Genomic DNA, 18,196 nt, shown 5'->3' with positions numbered 1-18,196 from the left:
CGAGCGGATTGCGCGTGAGCGACTGGAACAGCGCGCCCGCGATGCCGAGGCAGCCGCCCGCGACGAGCGCGGCCGTGACACGCGGCAGGTTGAGGTCGAACAGGAACACGTGCGCGAGCGCAGCGGCATCGCTGCCGGGCACCGCGCTCCACCACACGCGCAGATCGGGGGCGACGCGCAACGCCGCCAGTGCCGCGATCAGCGCGACGATGCCGATCGCGATCGCACCGGCCCGGCCCGGTCTCGTACCCCGCCCCGCCGCCGCGAGGCGCTTGCGCATCGCGAACGTGGTCATACGGCGAGATCCCGGTCGAAGACACCGGCCGCCTGCGGCGCGCCGTCGGTGGCCGGCCCGTAGGCCGGCACGCACATCGGCGCGCCCGTCTGCGGATGCGCGAGCTTCAGCATCTCGACGCCGAACGCCGCGCGCAGCCGCGCCGGATCGAGCATCGCGTCGGGCGTGCCCTGCGCGACGAGGCGGCCCGCGCGCATCAGCACGATTTCGTCGCTGTATGCGGCCGCCTGGTTCAGGTCGTGCAGCACCCAGACGATCGTCAGCCCGCGCGTGCGGTTCAGCGTGCGCAGCGCATCGAGGATGTCGAGCTGGTGATGGATGTCGAGATAGGTCGTCGGCTCGTCCAGCAGCACGACCGGCGCCTGCTGGGCGAGCGCCATCGCGATCCACGCACGCTGGCGCTCGCCGCCCGACAGTGCGCCGACGTCGCGCTCCGCATCGCCGGCGAGGCCGCTCGTGTCGAGCGCCTCGTCGATCGCCGCATGATCGGCGCGCGACAGGCCGCGCAGGAAGCCGCCGTACGCATAGCGCCCGTACGCGACGAGTTCGCGCACCGTCAGGCCCGACGGAATCTGGTTGAACTGCGCGAGCATCGTCAGTTCGCGCGCGAGCGCGCGACGGCGAAACGACGCGAGCGGCTGCCCGTTCACTTCGACATGGCCGGCACGCGCGGGCTGCAAGCCCGCGAGCGTGCGCAGCAGCGTGCTCTTGCCGCAGCCGTTCGGTCCGCACAGCGCGGTTACGCGGCCGGCCGCGATCGACAGGTCCAGCCCGTCGATCACAACATGGTCGCGATATCCCACCGACAGCCCGCGCGCGGCAAGCGCGGCGGTACTACGCGTCATCAATCCTCCGTTCGGTCGCGCGGGACCGTATAACTCTGCGCCATCGCGACGACGACCTTGCGCGGCCCCTCGAACGGGTCGCGCGCATGCGCGGTCAGCATGTTGTCGAGCATCAGCACGTCGCCCGTGCGCCACGGGAACACGATGCGCTGCTGGTCGAGCACGCCGCGGATCTCCGCGAGCGCGTCGGCTTCGAGCGGTTCGCCGTCGCCGTAATACACGTTGCGCGGTACGTTCTCGAGCCCGACCGCGTCGACGAGCGCTTCCTGCATGTCGTCGTCGAGCGCCGACAGGTGAAACAGGTTCGCCTGGTTGAACCACACGCGGTCGCCGGTGCGCGGATGGCGCGCGACGGCCTGGCAGCGTTCGCGCGTGCGCAGCAGCAGCTCGCCGTCGTCATCGGTGCGCCACGCGCATTCGATGCCGCGCGCCGCGCACATCCGTTCGACCTCGGCCGGTTCGTCGGTGCCGAACGACTGCTGCCACGGCAGGTCGAGCCCCTGCCCGAAATTGCGCACGTACAGCAGCTCGCGCTTCTCGAAACGCGCGACGAGCGCCGGATCGAGCGCGCGATACACCGCGCGGCTGTCCGCGATCGGCGTCGCCCCGCCCTTCGGCGCGGCGAGCGCGCAGTGGAACCAGATCCGCAACGGCCATTCGCGCGTATACGACTGCTCGTTGTGCAGCGGAATCGCGCGGTGCGGCGGGTACTCGGTCGACGTGTAGACGGCGCCCTCGACCTGGCTGCGCGGTGTCGATGCGTATTCATAGCCGATCAGCGGATCGCCGAACGACGCCGCGAACTGCTGGAACGCGTCGATCGACGGCACGTGAAAACCCGTGAACAGCACACCGCCCGCCCGTTCGAGCGTGTCGGCCGCGATCTCGCGCGCCAGCGGCGCGACGTCGTCGATCGACATCCCGTCGCTGCCGCGCGGCGACACGACGGTGGGCAGCCCCGGCTCGATACGCAGGTCGTCGAGCGTCGGCAACGAAAGCAGGGTCATGCAACGTCCTCTTCAGGTGGCGCGCCGCACACGCGGCGCGGCGGGTCACGACGCGCGCGATGCGCGCTCGCCGTCCATCGCGCGGCGCAGGCTCGCGGGGCGCATGTCGGTCCAGACGGTCTCGATGTGCGCGAGACAGTCGGCTTTCGGGCCGCTCACGCCCACTTCGCGCCAGCCGGCCGGCACGGGCCGGAACGTCGGCCAGATCGAATACTGTTCTTCGTCATTGATGACGACCGTATAGACGAGATCGTCGGTGTCGGCGGAAGGCGTCGTGGCTTGCGTCATGATCGGAAATCGCTGAGGCGGTTGAAAGTGGCAAAGCGGATGGCAAAGCGGCGGTTTCGGCCGCTCCTGTCTGATAGACGATTGGCCGGCGCGGTTTTTTACCCGCGCTCACCGGCGCCGCGTGCGGCCGCCCAGGAACACCGGGCACGCGACACCGCGATGGCATGCGTCGAGGCATTCCGCGCAGTGGCGCTCCGCGTCGCGCACCATGAAATGCACGAGCGTCTGCGACACGTTCAGCGCGCGCGCCGCGGTCTGCAGCGTCTCCTCGCGCAGCCGCACCATCTCGAAGGCCGCGCGGCTGCGCGCCGGCAGGTCGTCGAGCGCGGCCCACACGCGCCGCAGCGTATCGCGCGTCAGCAGTGCGGCTTCCGGCGTCGGCTCGGGCGACGGCACGTCGAAACCGTCGTCCTCTTCCGTGTGATAGACGTTCTCGAGGTTTTGCCGGCGGCACGCGTCGATCGACGCATTGCGCACCATCCGCGTCACGTACGCGACCGGCTGGCGTACCGCATCCTGGTTCGGGAATTCGACTAGCTTCACGAACACGTCGTGCACGACGTCCTCGGCACGGCTCGCACAGCCGACGAAGCCGCGCGCGACGTTCACGAGCATCGCGCGATGCGAGATCAGCACGTCGAGCAATGCGCCGTGCGCACGGGGCTCCGTGGCGCGGCGCGCACGCGGCGGCCGGTCGGGATGACTGCCGAGGAACGGGTTCGCCGCTGCCGCCGCCGGTCGGTCGAGCACTTCCGCCATCGCCATCGATCTGCTCCGTCAAATTCCGAGATAGCGCAATTTAACGTAAACGCAAATCATTCTCAATCTGATTACCCAATGACCCTTTCAGTCGACAGGATTTGTCTGAACAATTGACGAAATCGTTGCCCGCGTGGAGGGGACGCACGTCGGCTGGTTCGGTATGTGGTCATCGGCCCGTCCGAACGGTGCGACCGGCCTGCGACCCGCCGACACGACCTTTCACGCGTCTGACAACGCGCCTGCACGTGTCATGTGCGGTAGCAACTTCTTACTACGTGAAATTTTGGGGGCTCGTACGATCGGGGGGCTGTTTCCAAGGGAGAAAACCATGAAATCCATCGTGTTGTCCGCTGTCATGGCTGGCGCGCTGTCGAGCGTGATGCTGACCGGGTGCGTTGCCTATCCTGCCGGCCCGGCTCAGGTCACGATCGGCTGGCATGGCGATCGTTACTGGGACGGCAATCGCTACTGGGAGCGCCGCGACTGGGAAGCGCAGCATCCCCGCGGATATGACGACCGCCGGGACGACCGACGCGATGACCGCCGGGACGACCGACGCGACGATCAGCGGCCGCAGTGGTAAGGCGTTCCCGCTTCCCGTGATTCACTTTTCAACGATCAGGACTGCAACATGAAAACGCTACTGAAATCGCTCGCCGTCGCGGCGCTTGCCGCCGCCGTGCTCGTGCCGGCCATCGCCGAAGCGCATCCGCACCGCGTGTGCCACTTCGACCATCACCATCACAGGATGTGTCGCTGGGTGCGGTAAACGAAACAAGGCGCCGGAAAACCGGCGCCTTGTTTCATCGCTTCACCTGCGTGCGACCACGCTCGTCAGCGTGCGGCCGGCAACCGCGGCAGGCATCGCGCGAGCTGCGCCGGGCTGACGGGCATGCGGCAGGCACCTCGCTGCATCGCGGCGTCCGGCTTCGCTACCAGCATGCGTGACGCCGCCTTGCGCGACGAAGCCCGCACCCGCAATGCGTCGGCGCCCGGGCTCGCCGGCTGCAACGCACGCAGGGTCGCCGCATCGATGTGCACTTGCCAGAACTGCGGCCGATAGTCGGGATCGCCGTCGCGATAACCCTGCCCCGTGATGGTCTGCCCGTCGGGGCTCACGCCGATCACGTTGGCCAGGTTCAGCGTGCCGACCGACAGGCCGGCCGCTTCGAGCAACGCAACGAGGCTGCGCATGCCGCTTTGCGGCGTCCACACGAAGACGCGCTCGATACCGGTCTGCCGGTTGCTCGATGTGCCGATGACGACCCGCCCGTCCGTGCTGATCGATAACGCGTAGCTACTGTCGTCGCCGTCGAGAAAACCGAGCCGCTGGATGCTGTCGCCGCCGTTCGTCCACAGCACGGCCTCCGAGTCGACCCGTTGTCCATCCGGCGTGACCACCAGGGTGCCAAGCGCGCCGGCGATCGTCCGTTCGTCTTCGGTCACACCACGGGCCTGATCCATTCTCGCCACGCCCGCGTTGATCGTCGGCAATAGTCGTTCACCGATTCGTTCTGTCCAAAGGAGCGCACGCGAGCCATACACGCCGTCGACATTGCCGGCGAACCCCGCTGCTGCATTCCCGGACGAGGTCATCGACAGGAGATGCGCGATATAGTCGCCGCCGGGTGGCAACTGGCGAAAACCCCTCGGCTGGTCCCACACGAACCGTGCATTCTGGCCGTCTGTCGTCGTAAAGCGGCCCGCCATCCTCGTGCCGCCGAGGTTCGCGACTTCGACCGATGCACCCCGGCCCGCCGTATCCGGAACGAGTTTCTGTGTGCGACCGTCGCCGGGCCATCGCACCGCCCATCGATCGAGGTTGCTGCTTTCCGCCTGGCGCGCACTGATCGAGCCGCCGATCACCTGCCCGTCGCCCGACACCGTTTGTGCCATCGAGTCATAGGCGTTCGCCGGCGCGGCCAGCCGCTGCCAGCCCGTCGCAGCCGACCACGAGAAGGCCATCGAGTTACCGGGCTGCGCGTCGCTCCAGTAGGAGCCGATGATCGTCTTGCCGTCCGCGCTGACGGCATTCCCGTCGTACCGCATGTCGCGCGGACCACCCAGGTCACCGATCACGGTCAGCGAATAACCACCCGCCGATACCGTCTGTGCGTGAGCTGCGCCCACCGTCGAAGCAACGAACAGTGTCGCTGCCATGGTGCCCTTCAGATGCATTTCCATCTCCCCCGGAAAAAGACGCTCGGCCATCGGCCCGCCTTGCACGGCAGATATCCGCTCGGGCCGCGCTCGCATGCGTCAGTAGATAAACAACCGAATCGTCGCCGTGCCGTTGAACGGACCGATCTTCGGCGGCCCGAACGCCTTCAGAACGGCATCGAGCGTCACGCTCTGGTAGTTCACATTTCCCGGCATCTGGGCGAGCACGAACTGTTCGTTGAACGCAATCGCCTTGCCGTTTCGGTCCTCGATGCCGATGCCGAAGTTGCTCTTCGGATCCGGCACGAGCAGCCCGTTCTGCACCGTCTGCGAAGTCTCGAAGTAGCCGTCCACACGCACCGGCACGTTGCATTGCTTGGTCAGCGCGAGACTGAACGACTTGCGCGGCACGGCTGGCAAGAAACCATTGCCCGTGGCCTGAACCTGGCCGAACTTCACGATGCCGGGTTCAGGCGTGACCTTCACATCGACGAGACAAGGCGTCGGTTTCAGTTTCTGCAGGCCGCTCAGCTTGTAGCGAAAGCTCGGATTGATGTAGTTCAGACCGCCCCTGCCATCGAACTGGAACACCGCATAGATATCGGATGGCGGCTGCGACCAGTTGCCGCGCTTGCGCACCACGACCTGATAGGTGATGCTCAGCGGAAACTTCTCGCAACGCCCGGCCTTGACCTCCGCGTCGCTCAACGTACATTCCTCCACATAGGTTTTCGTCTGTACGCCATCTCCGGGCTGACTGCTGCGGCCGAAGTAATCTTGACCAAGATAGCGAATGCCGATTTCGAGACCCCACGCAGCCGGGGTCTGCTTTTCAGGGTTCGCATAGAAATAGATCCATTCACCGTACGTCTTCTCTCTGCCGCCGAGATCCTTGTAGCAGTATCCCGTCGTCGTGCGCGGCGGCGACACCCAGATCACGTACCCATCCGGCGCATCGGTCGGATACGACGCAACATTGCCGATCGCTTCCGTCAGCGACACACCGCCGTTGTTTGCGATGCAGCGCACTGCCCACGCCGGCTGCGCCAGCGCAAAGAACAGTCCGAGCACACACCACCTGAGCCACATCGGCGTTCGCAATGCGATCCCGTTTCGTCGCAGGCTGCTCATTTCTTCACGCTCTTGCACGCCCCTGCCTCGCACGCATACTCGACCGCCACCTGGCCGCCGTAATCGTCGATGTGCGTGACGAACAGCGTCGCGGGCGTCGCGGCCTTGAACGGCACGTCGGCCGTGCTCATCGGGCTGACCATCACCGGCTCCAGCGGCACGTGCGTCTTCTGCGCACCCGACGCCACGTCGACGATCGTGATGTGATACGGCGTCGGATTGTCGAACACGAGCTTGTGCGCGGCCGCATCGACGCGCAACGTCATCGGCAGCGTCCAGTCCTCGTCGCGCGCGGGCTGCACGGCCTTCGGCCGGTAGAACAGCTTCATCTGCGTATGCAGCGCGATCTGCAGCGTGTTCGGCGTATCGGTCTTCGGCGGCACTTCGCGGATGTTCAGGTAGAACACCGATTCGCGATCGGCCGGCAGCTCGGTGCCCGGCAGCTTCGCGATCCGCAGCACGTTGCGCTCGTTCGCCTCGACGCGCTGCAGCGGCGGCACGACCATCAGCGGCGACGTGATCTTGTTGCCCTTCGCGTCCTCGAGCCACGACTGCACGAGATACGGGTAGGTCGTGCTCTTGTTGGTGATCGTGACGACCGCCGCCTGTTCGCCTTCGTTGAAGATCACGCGCGTGCGATCGGGCACGATCGCCGCCTGCGCGGCGCCCGCGAGGAGCGCACCGGCGGTCGCGAGTGCGCACCATGCGCGCCGCGGAAAGGAAAGGGAGAAGGAGTTTTTCATCGCTGGATCCGTGAATTCATCGTTCGACCCGTGCGGCCGCTGCATGCGACTCGCCGGGCGTCTGGCACGTCACCGGAATCGGCGTGCCTTCGAGTTGGAGCTGGTTCGGCAGCGTGTCGATCGTGCAGAGCGTGCGTTCGCCCGCGCGCACCGCCAGCGTGGATTTCGGTTGAACCTGGGTCAGGAACGCCGCGCCGCCCTCGCCGACGATGCCGAGTTCCTTGCCGTTCGCCATGTCCTGCACCGACGCACCGAACGGCAGCGGCTTGCCGGCCGGGTCGGTCAGCGTCAGGTACAGGTTGCTGCCGCGCGCGGCGGAGAACTTCACGAAGCCGATCGCGCCGTCGGTCAGCACCATGCGCTGGATCGGGTTCGACACCTGCACCTCGAGCGGCAGCTTCTCGACGTTGACCGTCGCGTCGTAGACGTTGTACGGCGAGATGCCGTCGAGCACCGTATAACCGCGCGAATCGGTATGCGAGAGCGTGCCGGACAGCGGCACGTCGGGCACGCCGTCGGTCGACACCAGCAACCGCGTGTCGCCCGCGTTGCCGTTCGCGTGCGCCGCGACGCCGTATTGCGTCGCGACGAATGAGCCGTCGACTTCCAGCGACGCGGCCGCATACGCATTGGCGAGCGTCGACGCCTGCGCGGTCAGCTGATACGCCGACGAGCGCTGGCGGTAGCTCGCGTTCGCCGACGCCCGTCCATCGGTCGCGCCCGCGTTGACCTGATAGGTGCGGCCATCCGGATCGTCGTAGATATAACCGGCGTTCACGCTCGTGCTGCCGCTGCCCGTCGTCAGGTTCGACGTGACGGTGTGGCGGCCGCCGATCGGCAGCGTCGCGGTAACCGAGACCTGGTTGCCGCTTGCACCGGCGCTCTGCGTGCGGAAGGCCGATACGCTCACGTTCAGGTTGCGCAGCGTGCCGATCGAGAACGCGCGCGTCAGCGTGAGGCCGACGCGCTGCTCGTTCGCACGTTCCCAGTAGGTCGTCTGGTCGTACGAGAAATAGGTCGACGTGTCGCCGAAACGCTTCGACAGCGTCGCCGAGTAGCGCTGCTTGCTGTTGGCGAGGCCGTACGCGGTCGGGTCGCCCGAGAACTGCGCGAAGTTCGTGTATTCGCGCTCGGAGAAGCGATAGCCGAAGAAACGCACGTCGGCATCGAGCCCGTCGAAGTGCTTCGAATAGTTGATGCGGTACGAGTTGCCGTTGCGCGTCGCGCCGCTCCACCACAGGCGTGCCCGCGCATGCGTGACGTCGGCCGACAGCGCGCCGAACGCGCCGAAGTCGCGGCCCACGCCGAGCGCGATCGACGTGTAGCCCGACGCGGCGATGAAACCGCCGTACGCGGTGACGTCGAACGGCAGGCCGTAGGCGATTTCGCCGAAGCCGAAGAACGGCGTGATGCCGGCGCCGCCAAAGAGCCGCGGCTTGCCGACGGCGGCCTTGTAGCGCAATTGCCCGGCGCGCGCGAGGAACGGCACGGCGGCCGTCGTCACCTGGAAGCGCTGCACGCTGCCGTCCTCTTCCTCGACTGCGACGTCGAGCGTGCCCTGCACGCTCGTATTGATGTTCTGCAGCGCGAAGGCGCCCGGCGACACGCGCGTCACGTACAACACGCGGCCCGCCTGGGACACGGTCACGGTCGCGTTGGTGCGCGCGACGCCCGAGATCAGCGGCGCATAGCCGCGCAGCGAAGGCGGCAGCATGCGGTCGTCGCTGCGGATCGACGCGCCCGTCAGCGCGAACGTGTCGAAAATGTCGGACGTCAGGTAGTCGTCGCCGAACGTCACCGTCGACTGGATCGACGGCAGCGCGCGAAACGCATAAAGCCGGCTGAAGCGGAACGTGCGGTCCGCGTAGGCCGTATTGCCCACGTTCGATTGCGCCTGGTAGTCGCCGCGAAAGCGCCATGCATCCCAGTTCGCGCCAACCGTCCCGTAGGCCTGGATCGAATTCGTTTGCCCGCCACCCGTGCCGAAGTTGCGGTTCGTGTTCGCGATCACGCGATAGTCGAGCATCGCGCCGGGGATCCCTTCCGACCAGCGCTCCGGCGGCAGGTAGGTCGTATCGCTGAACTCGAGCGCAGCCTGCGGAATCGTGATCTTGAGCCGCCCGTCGCTTTTCAGGTAGCGCACGGTCGCCCCCTCGATCGCGCCGAGATCGACGCAACGTCCGCCCTGGAAGCGCGGCAGGTCCTTCGCGAGCGACGGCTTCAGCCCGAACTGCGCGACGAGTTCCGGGCGCAGGCACGGTTTGCCCGCTCCCGACGCGTCGACGGCGATGAACTCGATCGCCTGCAGCCCGTAGAACAGGTCGTTGACCTGTACGTCGAGCATGTACTCGCCGGGCAGCGTGAAGTCCGCCTGCGAGAACTGCGACAGATCGACGTTGTTCGAGCCGTCGATGTTCAGGAACGACGAATTGAATTCCGTCGCATGGCTCTGGCTGCCGACAACCAGCACGGAGACGCAAAGGAAGGAATGTCTGATTCGCACGCGGCGCTACCGGAAGTCGAACGAAGGGGGAAATGAGGAAAAACGAACGAGGAAGGGTGCGCGCACCCTTCCCCGGTACGGCGGCTTACTGGTAGCGGACGGTGAAGTTCGCCACGCCTTCGGCGGTACCCGGCGTCACGCCGGCTGCGGTCGCTTCGTACATGGCCGCGAAGCGCGCGACGTTCGTGCCGTTTTGCAGCACGGTCGGTGCCTTCTGCTCGGCGCCGTTGTCGAGGTATTCACCCGATGCTGCCTGCAGGCGGATGCCGACGTTGGTTGCCGAACCGATCGTGGCGAGCAGCTTCGGCTGGCCCGCGCTCGACGTGCCCGTGAACGTGAAGTACGCGTTCTGCGCGACGCTCGTGTCGCAGTCGGTCAGCTTGATGTCGAAGTTGGTCGGCGTGGACTTGTCGCCAGCCTGCTTGAACACGTTGGTCGGCACCTTGCCGAGGTTCACGGTCTGGTTGACCGAACCCGAATCGATGCCGCATGCGCCCGCGACGATCTCGCCCGTGAAGTTGATCGTGCCGGTGCCCGCTGCGAAGGCCGAGGTCGACAGGGCCGCGAATGCGACAGCGGTCAGGATGGATTTTTTCATGACGTTTCCCGAAAGGACTGCAAATGGAATAGATGACGTGGCGGATACAAACGGCAGCGCGTGGTGGCTCCCGTCCGTCACGAGGCGGCATTATCGAGATAATCATGAAAGTTTTCTGTAAATCATTGTCAAATGCATCTGACAATGTCCGATTTACCCCTCCAAATCCTCACTATTTCCTGTCAATTCTCAATCCTGAAATTTTTATCCGCAGTCCTTTTTTATTCTCCGGAAGCAATTGAAGATTAAGGATATTTCCGATCAGCAGCCGAAACTACCCCGCTCACCCTTGCCGGCATTGGTTCCGGCAAATCATCCGCGAAAAGGACAAAACATTGTCCAGAGCCGCCATCGTTGCCCGGCGACAACGCCAATATCAAATCATTTTCAACAAACAGGAAATTAACCGGCGATTCAATCAATACAATTTTTTCGCGCAAACGATTGCGACATGAATACAAACGTTTTACCGCGACACTTTGCCGCCCTCATTATTTCCGATATATGGTTAATTCGATCTTCAATTCCGGATTGCAAATCGCACGCATGAGCGGCCGCCGGAACCCGATATCGGAGCCTCGTCGCATGGGAGAAAGAAGGCAAAATGACCCGCACACGTTTGCGCGGAATTGCGACACGCGCGGTCGCAAGATGACGGCTGTTCCGGCCGGCCTGTCGATGGGGAAAGAAATCGCTGGAACCAGCGGTATGGATCGAGGGAAGCGGCGGCGGCACGTCGAAACGTACCGCCGCCGTCATGCCGCCCGACGCGCTGCGGCGTCGGGCGACGGGCACTACGCGGAAGCCGTGGCCTCCGCCGACGCCGGCGACCAGCCGCCGCCGAGCGCGCGATACAGCGCGATCGCATTCGCGAGCCTCAGCTGCTTGAGCCGGATCAGTTCCTGCCCCGACTCGTACGTGCTGCGCTGCGCGTCGAGGAGTTCGAGATACGTCGCAACGCCGCCCGCGTAGCGGCGTTCCGCGAGCTTCAGCCGCGCGCCGTCGGCCGCATACACGTCTTGCTGAGCGGCAAGCTGGCGATCGATCCAGTCGCGCGCGGCGAATGCGTCGGCCACTTCGCGGAACGCGGTTTGCACCGTCTTCTCGTAATCGGCAACCGCGATGTGCTTGCGCGCGTTCGCGACGTCGAGGTTCGCGCGGTTGCGTCCGCCCGCGAAGATCGGCAACGTGATGCGCGGCGCGAACGTCCACACGCTGGTGCCGCCGGCAAACAGGCTCGAGAATGCATCGCTGACCGAGCCGTAGTCGCTCGTCAGCGTGATGCGCGGAAAGAACGCCGCGCGCGCGGCGCCGATCTGCGCGTTGGCGGCCTTGAGCCGCGCTTCCGCCTGCCGGATGTCCGGCCGCCGTTCGAGCAGCGCACTCGGTGCGCCGGGCGCCACGGGCGCGATCGACAGCGTGTCGAGCGCGGTCGTGTCGCCCGGCACGTTGCGCGCGAAGTCGCCCGCGAGCAACTGCAGCGCCCGCACCGACTGCGCATGCTCGCGCTGCAGCGCGGCCTGCGATGCGCGCGCGGATGCCACCAGCATCTCGGCCGAGCGCAGCTCGATCGCGTCGCTCGTGCCGGCCGCATAACGACGCTGCGTGAGCGCGGCCATGCGTTCGCGCGCGTCCAGCGTGCGCTGCGCGAGCGCGAGCTGCTCGTGCAGCGAGCGCTCCGACACGTACGCGCCCGCCACGTCGGCGATCACGCCGATGCGCACCGTGCGTTGCGCGTCGGCCGTCGCGAAATACTCGGCGAGCGCCGCGTCGGACAGGCTGCGCACGCGGCCGAACAGGTCGAGCTCGTATGCGCTGATGCCGACGCCCGCACGATACAGCCCGCTGATCGCGCTTTCGCGCACGACCGGGTCGTACTGGCGCGCACGCTCATAACCCAGATTCGCATCGACCGACGGCATCAGGTCCGCGCGCTGCACGCCGTACAGTGCGCGCGCTTCCTCGAGCCGGCCGGCGGCGACCCGCAGGTCGCGGTTGTTCGCGAGCGCCGCGTCGATCCACGCCTGCAGCGCGGCATCGGTGAAGTACGCGCGCCAGTCGTCGAGCAGCGCGGCATCGGCGGGCGATGCCGCGGCCGCCGTGGGCGCGGCTTCGCCGTCGACCGGCGCATAGGTCGCCGGCACGGGCGCCGCCGGCCGCTCGTAACGCGGTGCGAGCGTGCAGCCGGCCAGCGCAAGCGCGGCGGCCAGCGCAACCTGAACCCGCAGCGCTGCCTGTGCATTCAGCGCAAACATCATTGAGAACCCTCCATCGCCGCCGGCTGCGCTCCGCCGCGCCGGCGCGGGCCGACGTCGAACAGGCGGCCGACGATCACGAAAAACAGCGGAACGAGGAACACCGCGAGCACGGTCGCCGTGATCACGCCGCCGAGCACGCCGGTGCCGATCGCCATCTGCGCGCCGGACGCGGCGCCCGACGCGAACGCGAGCGGCAGCACGCCGACGCCGAACGCGAGCGACGTCATCACGATCGGCCGCAGCCGCAGGCGCGCGGCCTCGAGCGCGGCGTCGACGAGCGACATGCGCTGCGCGACCAGGTCCTTCGCGACTTCGACGATCAGGATCGCGTTCTTCGCGGACAATCCGATCGTCGCGATCAGCCCCACCTTGAAGTAGATGTCGTTCGGCATCATCCGCAGCGTGACGCCGAGCACCGCGCCGATCACGCCGAGCGGCACGACCAGCATCACCGCGAACGGAATCGACCAGCTCTCGTAGAGCGCCGCGAGCGCGAGGAACACGACGAGCACCGACAGCGCGAACAGCATCGGCGCCTGCGCGCCCGACAGCCGTTCCTCGAACGATTGCCCCGACCACGCATGGCCGGTACCGGCCGGCAGCTTCGCCGCGAGTTGCTCGATCGCGGCCATCGCCTCGCCGCTGCTGTGGCCCTGCGCGGCCGAGCCGTTGATCGTGAACGACGGAAAGCCGTTGTAGCGCGTGAGCTGCGGCGGGCCGAGCGTCCAGTGCAGCGTCGTGAACGCCGCGAGCGGCACCATCTCGCCATGCGAGTTGCGCACGCGCAGCTTCTTCACGTCGTCCGGATCGAGCCGGTGCAGCCCGTCGGCCTGCACGATCACGCGCCGCACCTGCGTGCCGTGCATGAAATCGCCGATATAGTCGGAGCCGAACATCACCGCGAGCGTCGTGTTGATCTCGTCCATGGACACGCCGAGCGCGGACGCCTTCGCGCGATCGATGTCGAGCTTCAGCTGCGGCGCGTCCTGCGTGCCGGCGAACATCAGGTCGGTCAACGCGGGATCCTTGCGGCCCGCCTCGAGCAGCTGCTCGCGCGCGGCGCTGAACGTCGCGTAGTCGAGTCCACCGCGGTTCTGCAGCCGGAAGTCGAAACCGCTCGACGAACCGAGATCGGGCAGCGCCGGCGAGTTCATCGCGAACACCGTCGTGTTCGGCGTGCCCGCGAAGCGCTCGTTGATGCGCGCGACGATTGCCTGCACGTGCGCGTCCGCGGCCTTGCGCTCCTTCCAGTTCTTCAGCGTGACGAAGATCATCCCACCGTTTGGCCCTTCGCCGTACAGGTTGAAGCCGCCGAGCGCATACGTATAGGCGGTCGGCTCGTCACGGCGGATGGCCGACTCGACTTCCCGCACGCTCTGCATCGTTTCCGCGAGCGGCGTGCCTTGCGGCCGGATCACCATCACCATGAAGTTGCCCTGGTCCTCGTCCGGCAGGAACGCGGTCGGCAGTTGCGTGAGCATCAGCCCCGCGGCCGCGGTCAACGCGCCGTACACGACGAGCCAGCGCAGCGGCTTCTTCAGCATCTTGCCCACGCGTATCGCGTAGCGCTGCGTCGAACGCGCGACGAAGCGGTTGAACCAGCCGAAGAAGCCGCGCTTCTCGTGATGTTCGCCGGACACGGGCCTGAGCAGCGTCGCGCACAGCGCGGGCGTGAGCGACAGCGCAAGGAAGGCCGAGAAACCGATCGACACCGCGAGCGACAGCGCGAACTGCCGGTAGATGTTGCCCACCGCGCCGCCGAAGAACGCCATCGGCACGAACACCGACGTCAGCACCACGGTGATCCCGACGATCGCGCCGCTGATCTGCTTCATCGCCTTGACGGTCGCGTCGTACGGCCCGAGCCCCTCCTCGACCATCAGCCGCTCGACGTTCTCGACCACGACGATCGCGTCGTCGACGAGGATGCCGATCGCGAGCACCATCCCGAACATCGTCAGCACGTTGATCGAGAAACCGGCCGCATACATCACGCCGAACGTGCCCGCGAGCGCGACCGGCACGACGAGCGTCGGGATCAGCGTCGCGCGCAGGTTCTGCATGAACAGGAACATCACGAGGAACACGAGCACGCCGGCCTCGATCAGCGTCGTGACGACCTTGTTCATCGACACGCGCACGAACGACGACGTCTCGTACGGGATCTGGTACTTCACGCCCGGCGGGAAATACGCGGACAGCTCGTCCATCGTCGCGCGCACGCGTTTCTCGGTGGATACCGCGTTCGAGCCCGGCGCGAGCTTGATGCCCATCCCGGTCGCGACCTTGCCGTTCACGTACGACGGGTAGTTGTAGTCGTTGCCGCCGAACTCGACGCGCGCGACGTCGCGCAGATACAGCGCGGAGCCGTCGGCCTGCGTGCGCAGCGCGATCGCGCCGAACTCGGCCGGCGTCTTCAGCGGCGCATCGGCGAACACGGTCGCCGCGATCGGTGCGCTGGCCGGCACCGCGGCGCGGCCGATGTCGCCGATCGTCACGCGTGCGTTGTGCGCGCGCACCGCCGACGCGATATCCGACGCGGTGAGGCCGTGCCCGGCCATCTTCACCGGGTCGGGCCAGATCCGCATCGCATATTCGGCGCCCCAGAACTGCACCCGGCCGACGCCGTCGACACGGCGCAGCGCCTGCACGACGTTCGCCGACGCATATTCGCCGAGCTGCACGTCGGTCATCCGCCCGTCGTCGGATGTCAGCGACACCACGAGCTGGATGTTGTCGGCGGCCTTCTCGACCTGGATGCCGTCGCGCCGCACCGGTTCCGGCAGCCGCGCATCGACCGTCTTCAGCCGGTTCTGCACTTCGACGGCCGCGAGATCGGCGTTGACGCCCTGCTTGAACGTCAGGTACAGCGACGCCGCGCCGGCGCTGCTCGTCGCGGACGTATACATCAGCCCCGGCGCGCCGTTCATTTCGCGCTCGATCAGCGCGGTCACCGATTCCTCGACGACCTGCGCGGATGCACCCGGGTACGTCGCATAGATGCTGACGACGGGCGGCGCGATGTCCGGGTACTGCGCAACGGGCAGCGAGCGGATCGCGAATGCGCCGCCCAGCATGATGAAGATTGCGATCACCCACGCGAAGACGGGGCGATCGATGAAGAAACGTGCCATGGTGGTGTGGTGTTAACCGGTCAGGTTTGACGGGCGGCCGCCTGCGAAGCGGTCGCTGCCGGCGCCGCTTTCGACGGCGGCACCTTCTCGACGGGCTTGACGGCCGTATCGGGCGCGAACTGCGCGGCATCGTCGACGATCACGCGCTCGCCGCCCGCGAGGCCGCGCGTGATGCGCCAGTCGCGGCCGCTCATCTGGTCGGCCGTGACCTCGACGTCCTTGACCTTGCCGTTCGTGCCGACCACGCGCACCGACGTGCGGTCGGCCGTGCGCAGCAGCGCATCGCGCGGCACGAGGATCGCCCGCTGGTCGACCGCCGTGTCGAGCGCGATCCGCACATACGCGCCCGGCAGCAGTTCGCGCTCCGGATTCGGGAACAGCGCGCGCATCGCGACGGTGTCGGTGGTCGGATCGACCGCGAGATCGCTGAACAGCAGCTTGCCCTTCAGCGGATACGCGGTACCGTCGGCGCGCAGCAGCGTCACCGTGATGTCGTGCTGCGCGATGCCCGTCGCGCGCCCGCTCTTCACCGCCCGGCGCAACGCGTCGACGTCGGCGGCGGGCTGCGAGAAGTTCACGTAGATCGGGTCGAGCTGCTCGACGGTCGTGAGCGGCGTCGCCTGGTCCTGGCCGACGAGCGCGCCTTCGGTCACGAGCGCGCGCCGTGCGCGGCCCGCGATCGGCGCGGTGACCGTTGCATAGTCGAGCTGCAACTGCGCCCGTGCGAGTTCCGCCTTCGCGGACGCAACGTCGGCCTTCGCCTGCGTGTCGCCTGCAACGGCCTCGGTGTGGTCGCGCTCGCTCACCGCGCGATCGCGCACGAGATCGTCGTAACGGCGGCGCTTGTCGCTCGCCGCGAGCGCGGCGGCCTGCGCCTTCGCGAGCGCCCCCTGCGCGGCGTCGCGCGCGGCCTTCAGCGGCGCGGGATCGATGCGGAACAGCACCGCGCCCTGCTTCACTTCCTGGCCTTCCTCGTAGGTGCGTGCGGTCACGATGCCCGCGACCCGCGCACGCACTTCCGCCTGCCGGTATGCATCGAGCCGGCCCGGCAATTCGACGGTCATCGGCACGGCCGTCGGACGCACCGTCACGACCGTCGCCTGTTTCGCGGCCTCCGGCGCGGTGTCCTTGTCGCCCTTTCCACATCCGGCCAGGGCCAGCACGGCCGCCAGCGCGAACGGCGCCAGCCGGTGGCGCAACAGGGAGCGATTGTTATTCATATGTGACCTCGGATCGTTCGCCGCCGATACAATGCGGCGGCTCAGGGTGGCCGATTATAATCAGTCACGATTGATTAAATACACGCCGCTTCAATCTGACCGGCACACTGTCTCAATAAAACGACAGCGAACTGTAAGGAATTTCAGGACATGGCCCGCAAGACCCGCGAAGAATCGCTCGCCATCAAGCACCGGATCCTCGACGCCGCCGAACTCGTGCTGCTCGAGAAAGGCGTCGCGCAAACCGCGATGGCGGATCTCGCCGAGGCCGCCGGGATGTCGCGCGGCGCCGTCTACGGCCACTACCGCAACAAGATGGAAGTGTGTCTCGCGATGTGCGACCGCGCGTTCGCACGCACGTCGGAAGGCTTCGACGCGGGCGACGGGCTGCCGCCGCTCGCCACGCTGCGGCGCGCCGCCTCGCACTATCTGCAGGAATGCGGCGAACCGGGCCCGATGCAGCGCGTGCTCGTGATCCTCTATACGAAGTGCGAGCAGAGCGAGGAAAACGGCGCGCTGCAGCGGCGCCGCATGCTGCTCGAATTGCAGATGCTGCGGATCACGAAGGCGCTGCTGCGCCGCGCGATCGCGGCCGGTGAACTCGCCGCCGATCTCGACGTGCATCTGGCCGCCGTCTATCTCGTGTCGCTGCTCGAAGGCGTGTTCGCGTCGATGATCTGGACCAACCGGCTGCGCGGCAACCTGTGGAACGACGCCGAGGCCATGCTCGACGCAGGCTTCGACACCGTGCGCACGTCCGATGCGCTGCGCGGCCGCACGCACAAATTGCCGGACTGACGAAATTTGTCGTAATAAATGCTGATTTAACCCGATTTACCGCACTGCGAAACGAATGAGCTGACCCCCTTTAAAATTTTTAACGTTGTGCGGAACACCGGTAGACTGGCGCTGTCATCTTTCTTTAGCGTCTTCGTGATAACCGGGTTCGACCCGGTATGCACGCCGCCGTTCGAAGCGGGCACCGCCCCGCGCGTTGGGTCGAACGGAAACGACACAGGCCCCTGGCGGGGCCTGTTTTGTTGCACGCCCGCCGCCCGCCCCCGTCGCTGCCCGACGGATGTGCCGCCGGCGGCCCCTGCCCACACCCCTTTTGAACCGCTTTCCTGGATGTGGACACCTTGGTCAAGTCTGCCGCTACCCCTGATGCTTTCGCGCCCGGCCGCGCGCAGCGCGTCGTGCGCGCGCTCGTGCCGGCCGCCGTGCTCGGCGCCCTCGCCGCACTCGGCCTCGC

General features: G+C 66.8%; 18 protein-coding genes. 3 read left to right on the top strand and 15 right to left on the bottom strand.

The window, feature by feature from the left end; all coding sequences use genetic code 11:
* The 5 genes from L810_RS38780 to L810_RS38760 form a co-directional block, all read right to left on the bottom strand.
* Window positions 1–295 (bottom strand): iron chelate uptake ABC transporter family permease subunit (locus L810_RS38780; RefSeq protein ID WP_042978051.1); only part of this gene is annotated, 295 nt, incomplete at its 3' end.
* Window positions 292–1,140, bottom strand: coding sequence for an ABC transporter ATP-binding protein (locus L810_RS38775; RefSeq protein ID WP_021163604.1), 849 nt, complete (start codon window positions 1,138–1,140; stop codon window positions 292–294). The genes L810_RS38775 and L810_RS38780, both read right to left, overlap by 4 nt.
* Window positions 1,140–2,147 (bottom strand): TauD/TfdA family dioxygenase, encoded by a 1,008-nt coding sequence (locus L810_RS38770; RefSeq protein WP_021163603.1) that lies wholly within the window; start codon window positions 2,145–2,147, stop codon window positions 1,140–1,142. The genes L810_RS38775 and L810_RS38770 overlap by 1 nt, the downstream gene beginning before the upstream one ends.
* Window positions 2,148–2,192: 45 nt before the next feature.
* Window positions 2,193–2,435: an MbtH family protein gene (locus L810_RS38765; protein WP_021163602.1), complete on the bottom strand. Its 243-nt coding sequence runs from the start codon at window positions 2,433–2,435 to the stop codon at window positions 2,193–2,195.
* 108 nt (window positions 2,436–2,543) lie between these two features.
* Complete coding sequence (locus L810_RS38760; RefSeq protein ID WP_021163601.1) at window positions 2,544–3,200, bottom strand: RNA polymerase factor sigma-70; 657 nt, start codon at window positions 3,198–3,200, stop codon at window positions 2,544–2,546.
* Window positions 3,201–3,525: 325 nt separating this feature from the next.
* On the opposite strand from L810_RS38760, the gene L810_RS38755 reads away from it, so the two are divergent.
* Window positions 3,526–3,780, top strand: a complete 255-nt coding sequence (locus tag L810_RS38755) for a hypothetical protein (protein ID WP_021163600.1) — start codon at window positions 3,526–3,528, stop codon at window positions 3,778–3,780.
* Between the two features lie 48 nt (window positions 3,781–3,828).
* Window positions 3,829–3,966 (top strand): HHHH-motif protein, encoded by a 138-nt coding sequence (locus L810_RS48605; RefSeq protein ID WP_021163599.1) that lies wholly within the window; start codon window positions 3,829–3,831, stop codon window positions 3,964–3,966.
* Window positions 3,967–4,031: 65 nt separating this feature from the next.
* Here L810_RS48605 and L810_RS38750 read toward each other — a convergent pair whose 3' ends face one another.
* From L810_RS38750 to L810_RS38715, 9 genes are all read right to left on the bottom strand, one after another.
* Window positions 4,032–5,453 carry a calcium-binding protein gene (locus tag L810_RS38750; RefSeq protein WP_257009034.1) on the bottom strand — a complete coding sequence of 474 codons (1,422 nt, stop codon included), beginning with the start codon at window positions 5,451–5,453 and terminating at the stop codon, window positions 4,032–4,034.
* 3 nt (window positions 5,454–5,456) lie between these two features.
* Window positions 5,457–6,488, bottom strand: coding sequence for a fimbrial protein (locus tag L810_RS38745; RefSeq protein WP_042978050.1), 1,032 nt, complete (start codon window positions 6,486–6,488; stop codon window positions 5,457–5,459).
* A complete protein-coding gene (locus tag L810_RS38740) occupies window positions 6,485–7,231 on the bottom strand; it encodes a fimbrial biogenesis chaperone (protein WP_042978055.1) in 747 nt (248 codons plus the stop codon). The genes L810_RS38745 and L810_RS38740 overlap by 4 nt, the downstream gene beginning before the upstream one ends.
* Before the next feature lie 16 nt (window positions 7,232–7,247).
* On the bottom strand, window positions 7,248–9,701 hold the full coding sequence (locus L810_RS38735; protein ID WP_021163595.1) for a fimbria/pilus outer membrane usher protein: 2,454 nt from the start codon (window positions 9,699–9,701) through the stop codon (window positions 7,248–7,250).
* 118 nt (window positions 9,702–9,819) lie between these two features.
* Window positions 9,820–10,332 carry a fimbrial protein gene (locus L810_RS38730; RefSeq protein WP_021163594.1) on the bottom strand — a complete coding sequence of 171 codons (513 nt, stop codon included), beginning with the start codon at window positions 10,330–10,332 and terminating at the stop codon, window positions 9,820–9,822.
* A gap of 245 nt (window positions 10,333–10,577) precedes the next feature.
* Entirely contained in the window at window positions 10,578–10,772 is a 195-nt protein-coding gene (locus L810_RS47830; protein ID WP_155836468.1) for a hypothetical protein, read from the bottom strand.
* 354 nt (window positions 10,773–11,126) lie between these two features.
* Window positions 11,127–12,587: an efflux transporter outer membrane subunit gene (locus tag L810_RS38725; protein WP_042978053.1), complete on the bottom strand. Its 1,461-nt coding sequence runs from the start codon at window positions 12,585–12,587 to the stop codon at window positions 11,127–11,129.
* Window positions 12,587–15,724, bottom strand: coding sequence for a multidrug efflux RND transporter permease subunit (locus L810_RS38720; RefSeq protein ID WP_021163591.1), 3,138 nt, complete (start codon window positions 15,722–15,724; stop codon window positions 12,587–12,589). Before L810_RS38720 ends, L810_RS38725 begins: the two co-directional genes overlap by 1 nt.
* Window positions 15,725–15,744: 20 nt before the next feature.
* On the bottom strand, window positions 15,745–16,944 hold the full coding sequence (locus L810_RS38715; RefSeq protein ID WP_021163590.1) for a MexX/AxyX family multidrug efflux RND transporter periplasmic adaptor subunit: 1,200 nt from the start codon (window positions 16,942–16,944) through the stop codon (window positions 15,745–15,747).
* A gap of 150 nt (window positions 16,945–17,094) precedes the next feature.
* On the opposite strand from L810_RS38715, the gene L810_RS38710 reads away from it, so the two are divergent.
* Complete coding sequence (locus L810_RS38710) at window positions 17,095–17,742, top strand: TetR family transcriptional regulator (RefSeq protein WP_021163589.1); 648 nt, start codon at window positions 17,095–17,097, stop codon at window positions 17,740–17,742.
* Between the two features lie 26 nt (window positions 17,743–17,768).
* Here L810_RS38710 and L810_RS48795 read toward each other — a convergent pair.
* Window positions 17,769–18,196, bottom strand: a 428-nt coding sequence (locus L810_RS48795) for a hypothetical protein (protein ID WP_218921751.1), incomplete at its 5' end; no start/stop codon positions are given.

Source organism: Burkholderia sp. AU4i, assembly GCF_000466765.1.
GTDB classification, from domain to species: Bacteria; Pseudomonadota; Gammaproteobacteria; order Burkholderiales; family Burkholderiaceae; genus Burkholderia; species Burkholderia cepacia.
This window is presented reverse-complemented; position numbering and strand designations above follow the sequence as displayed.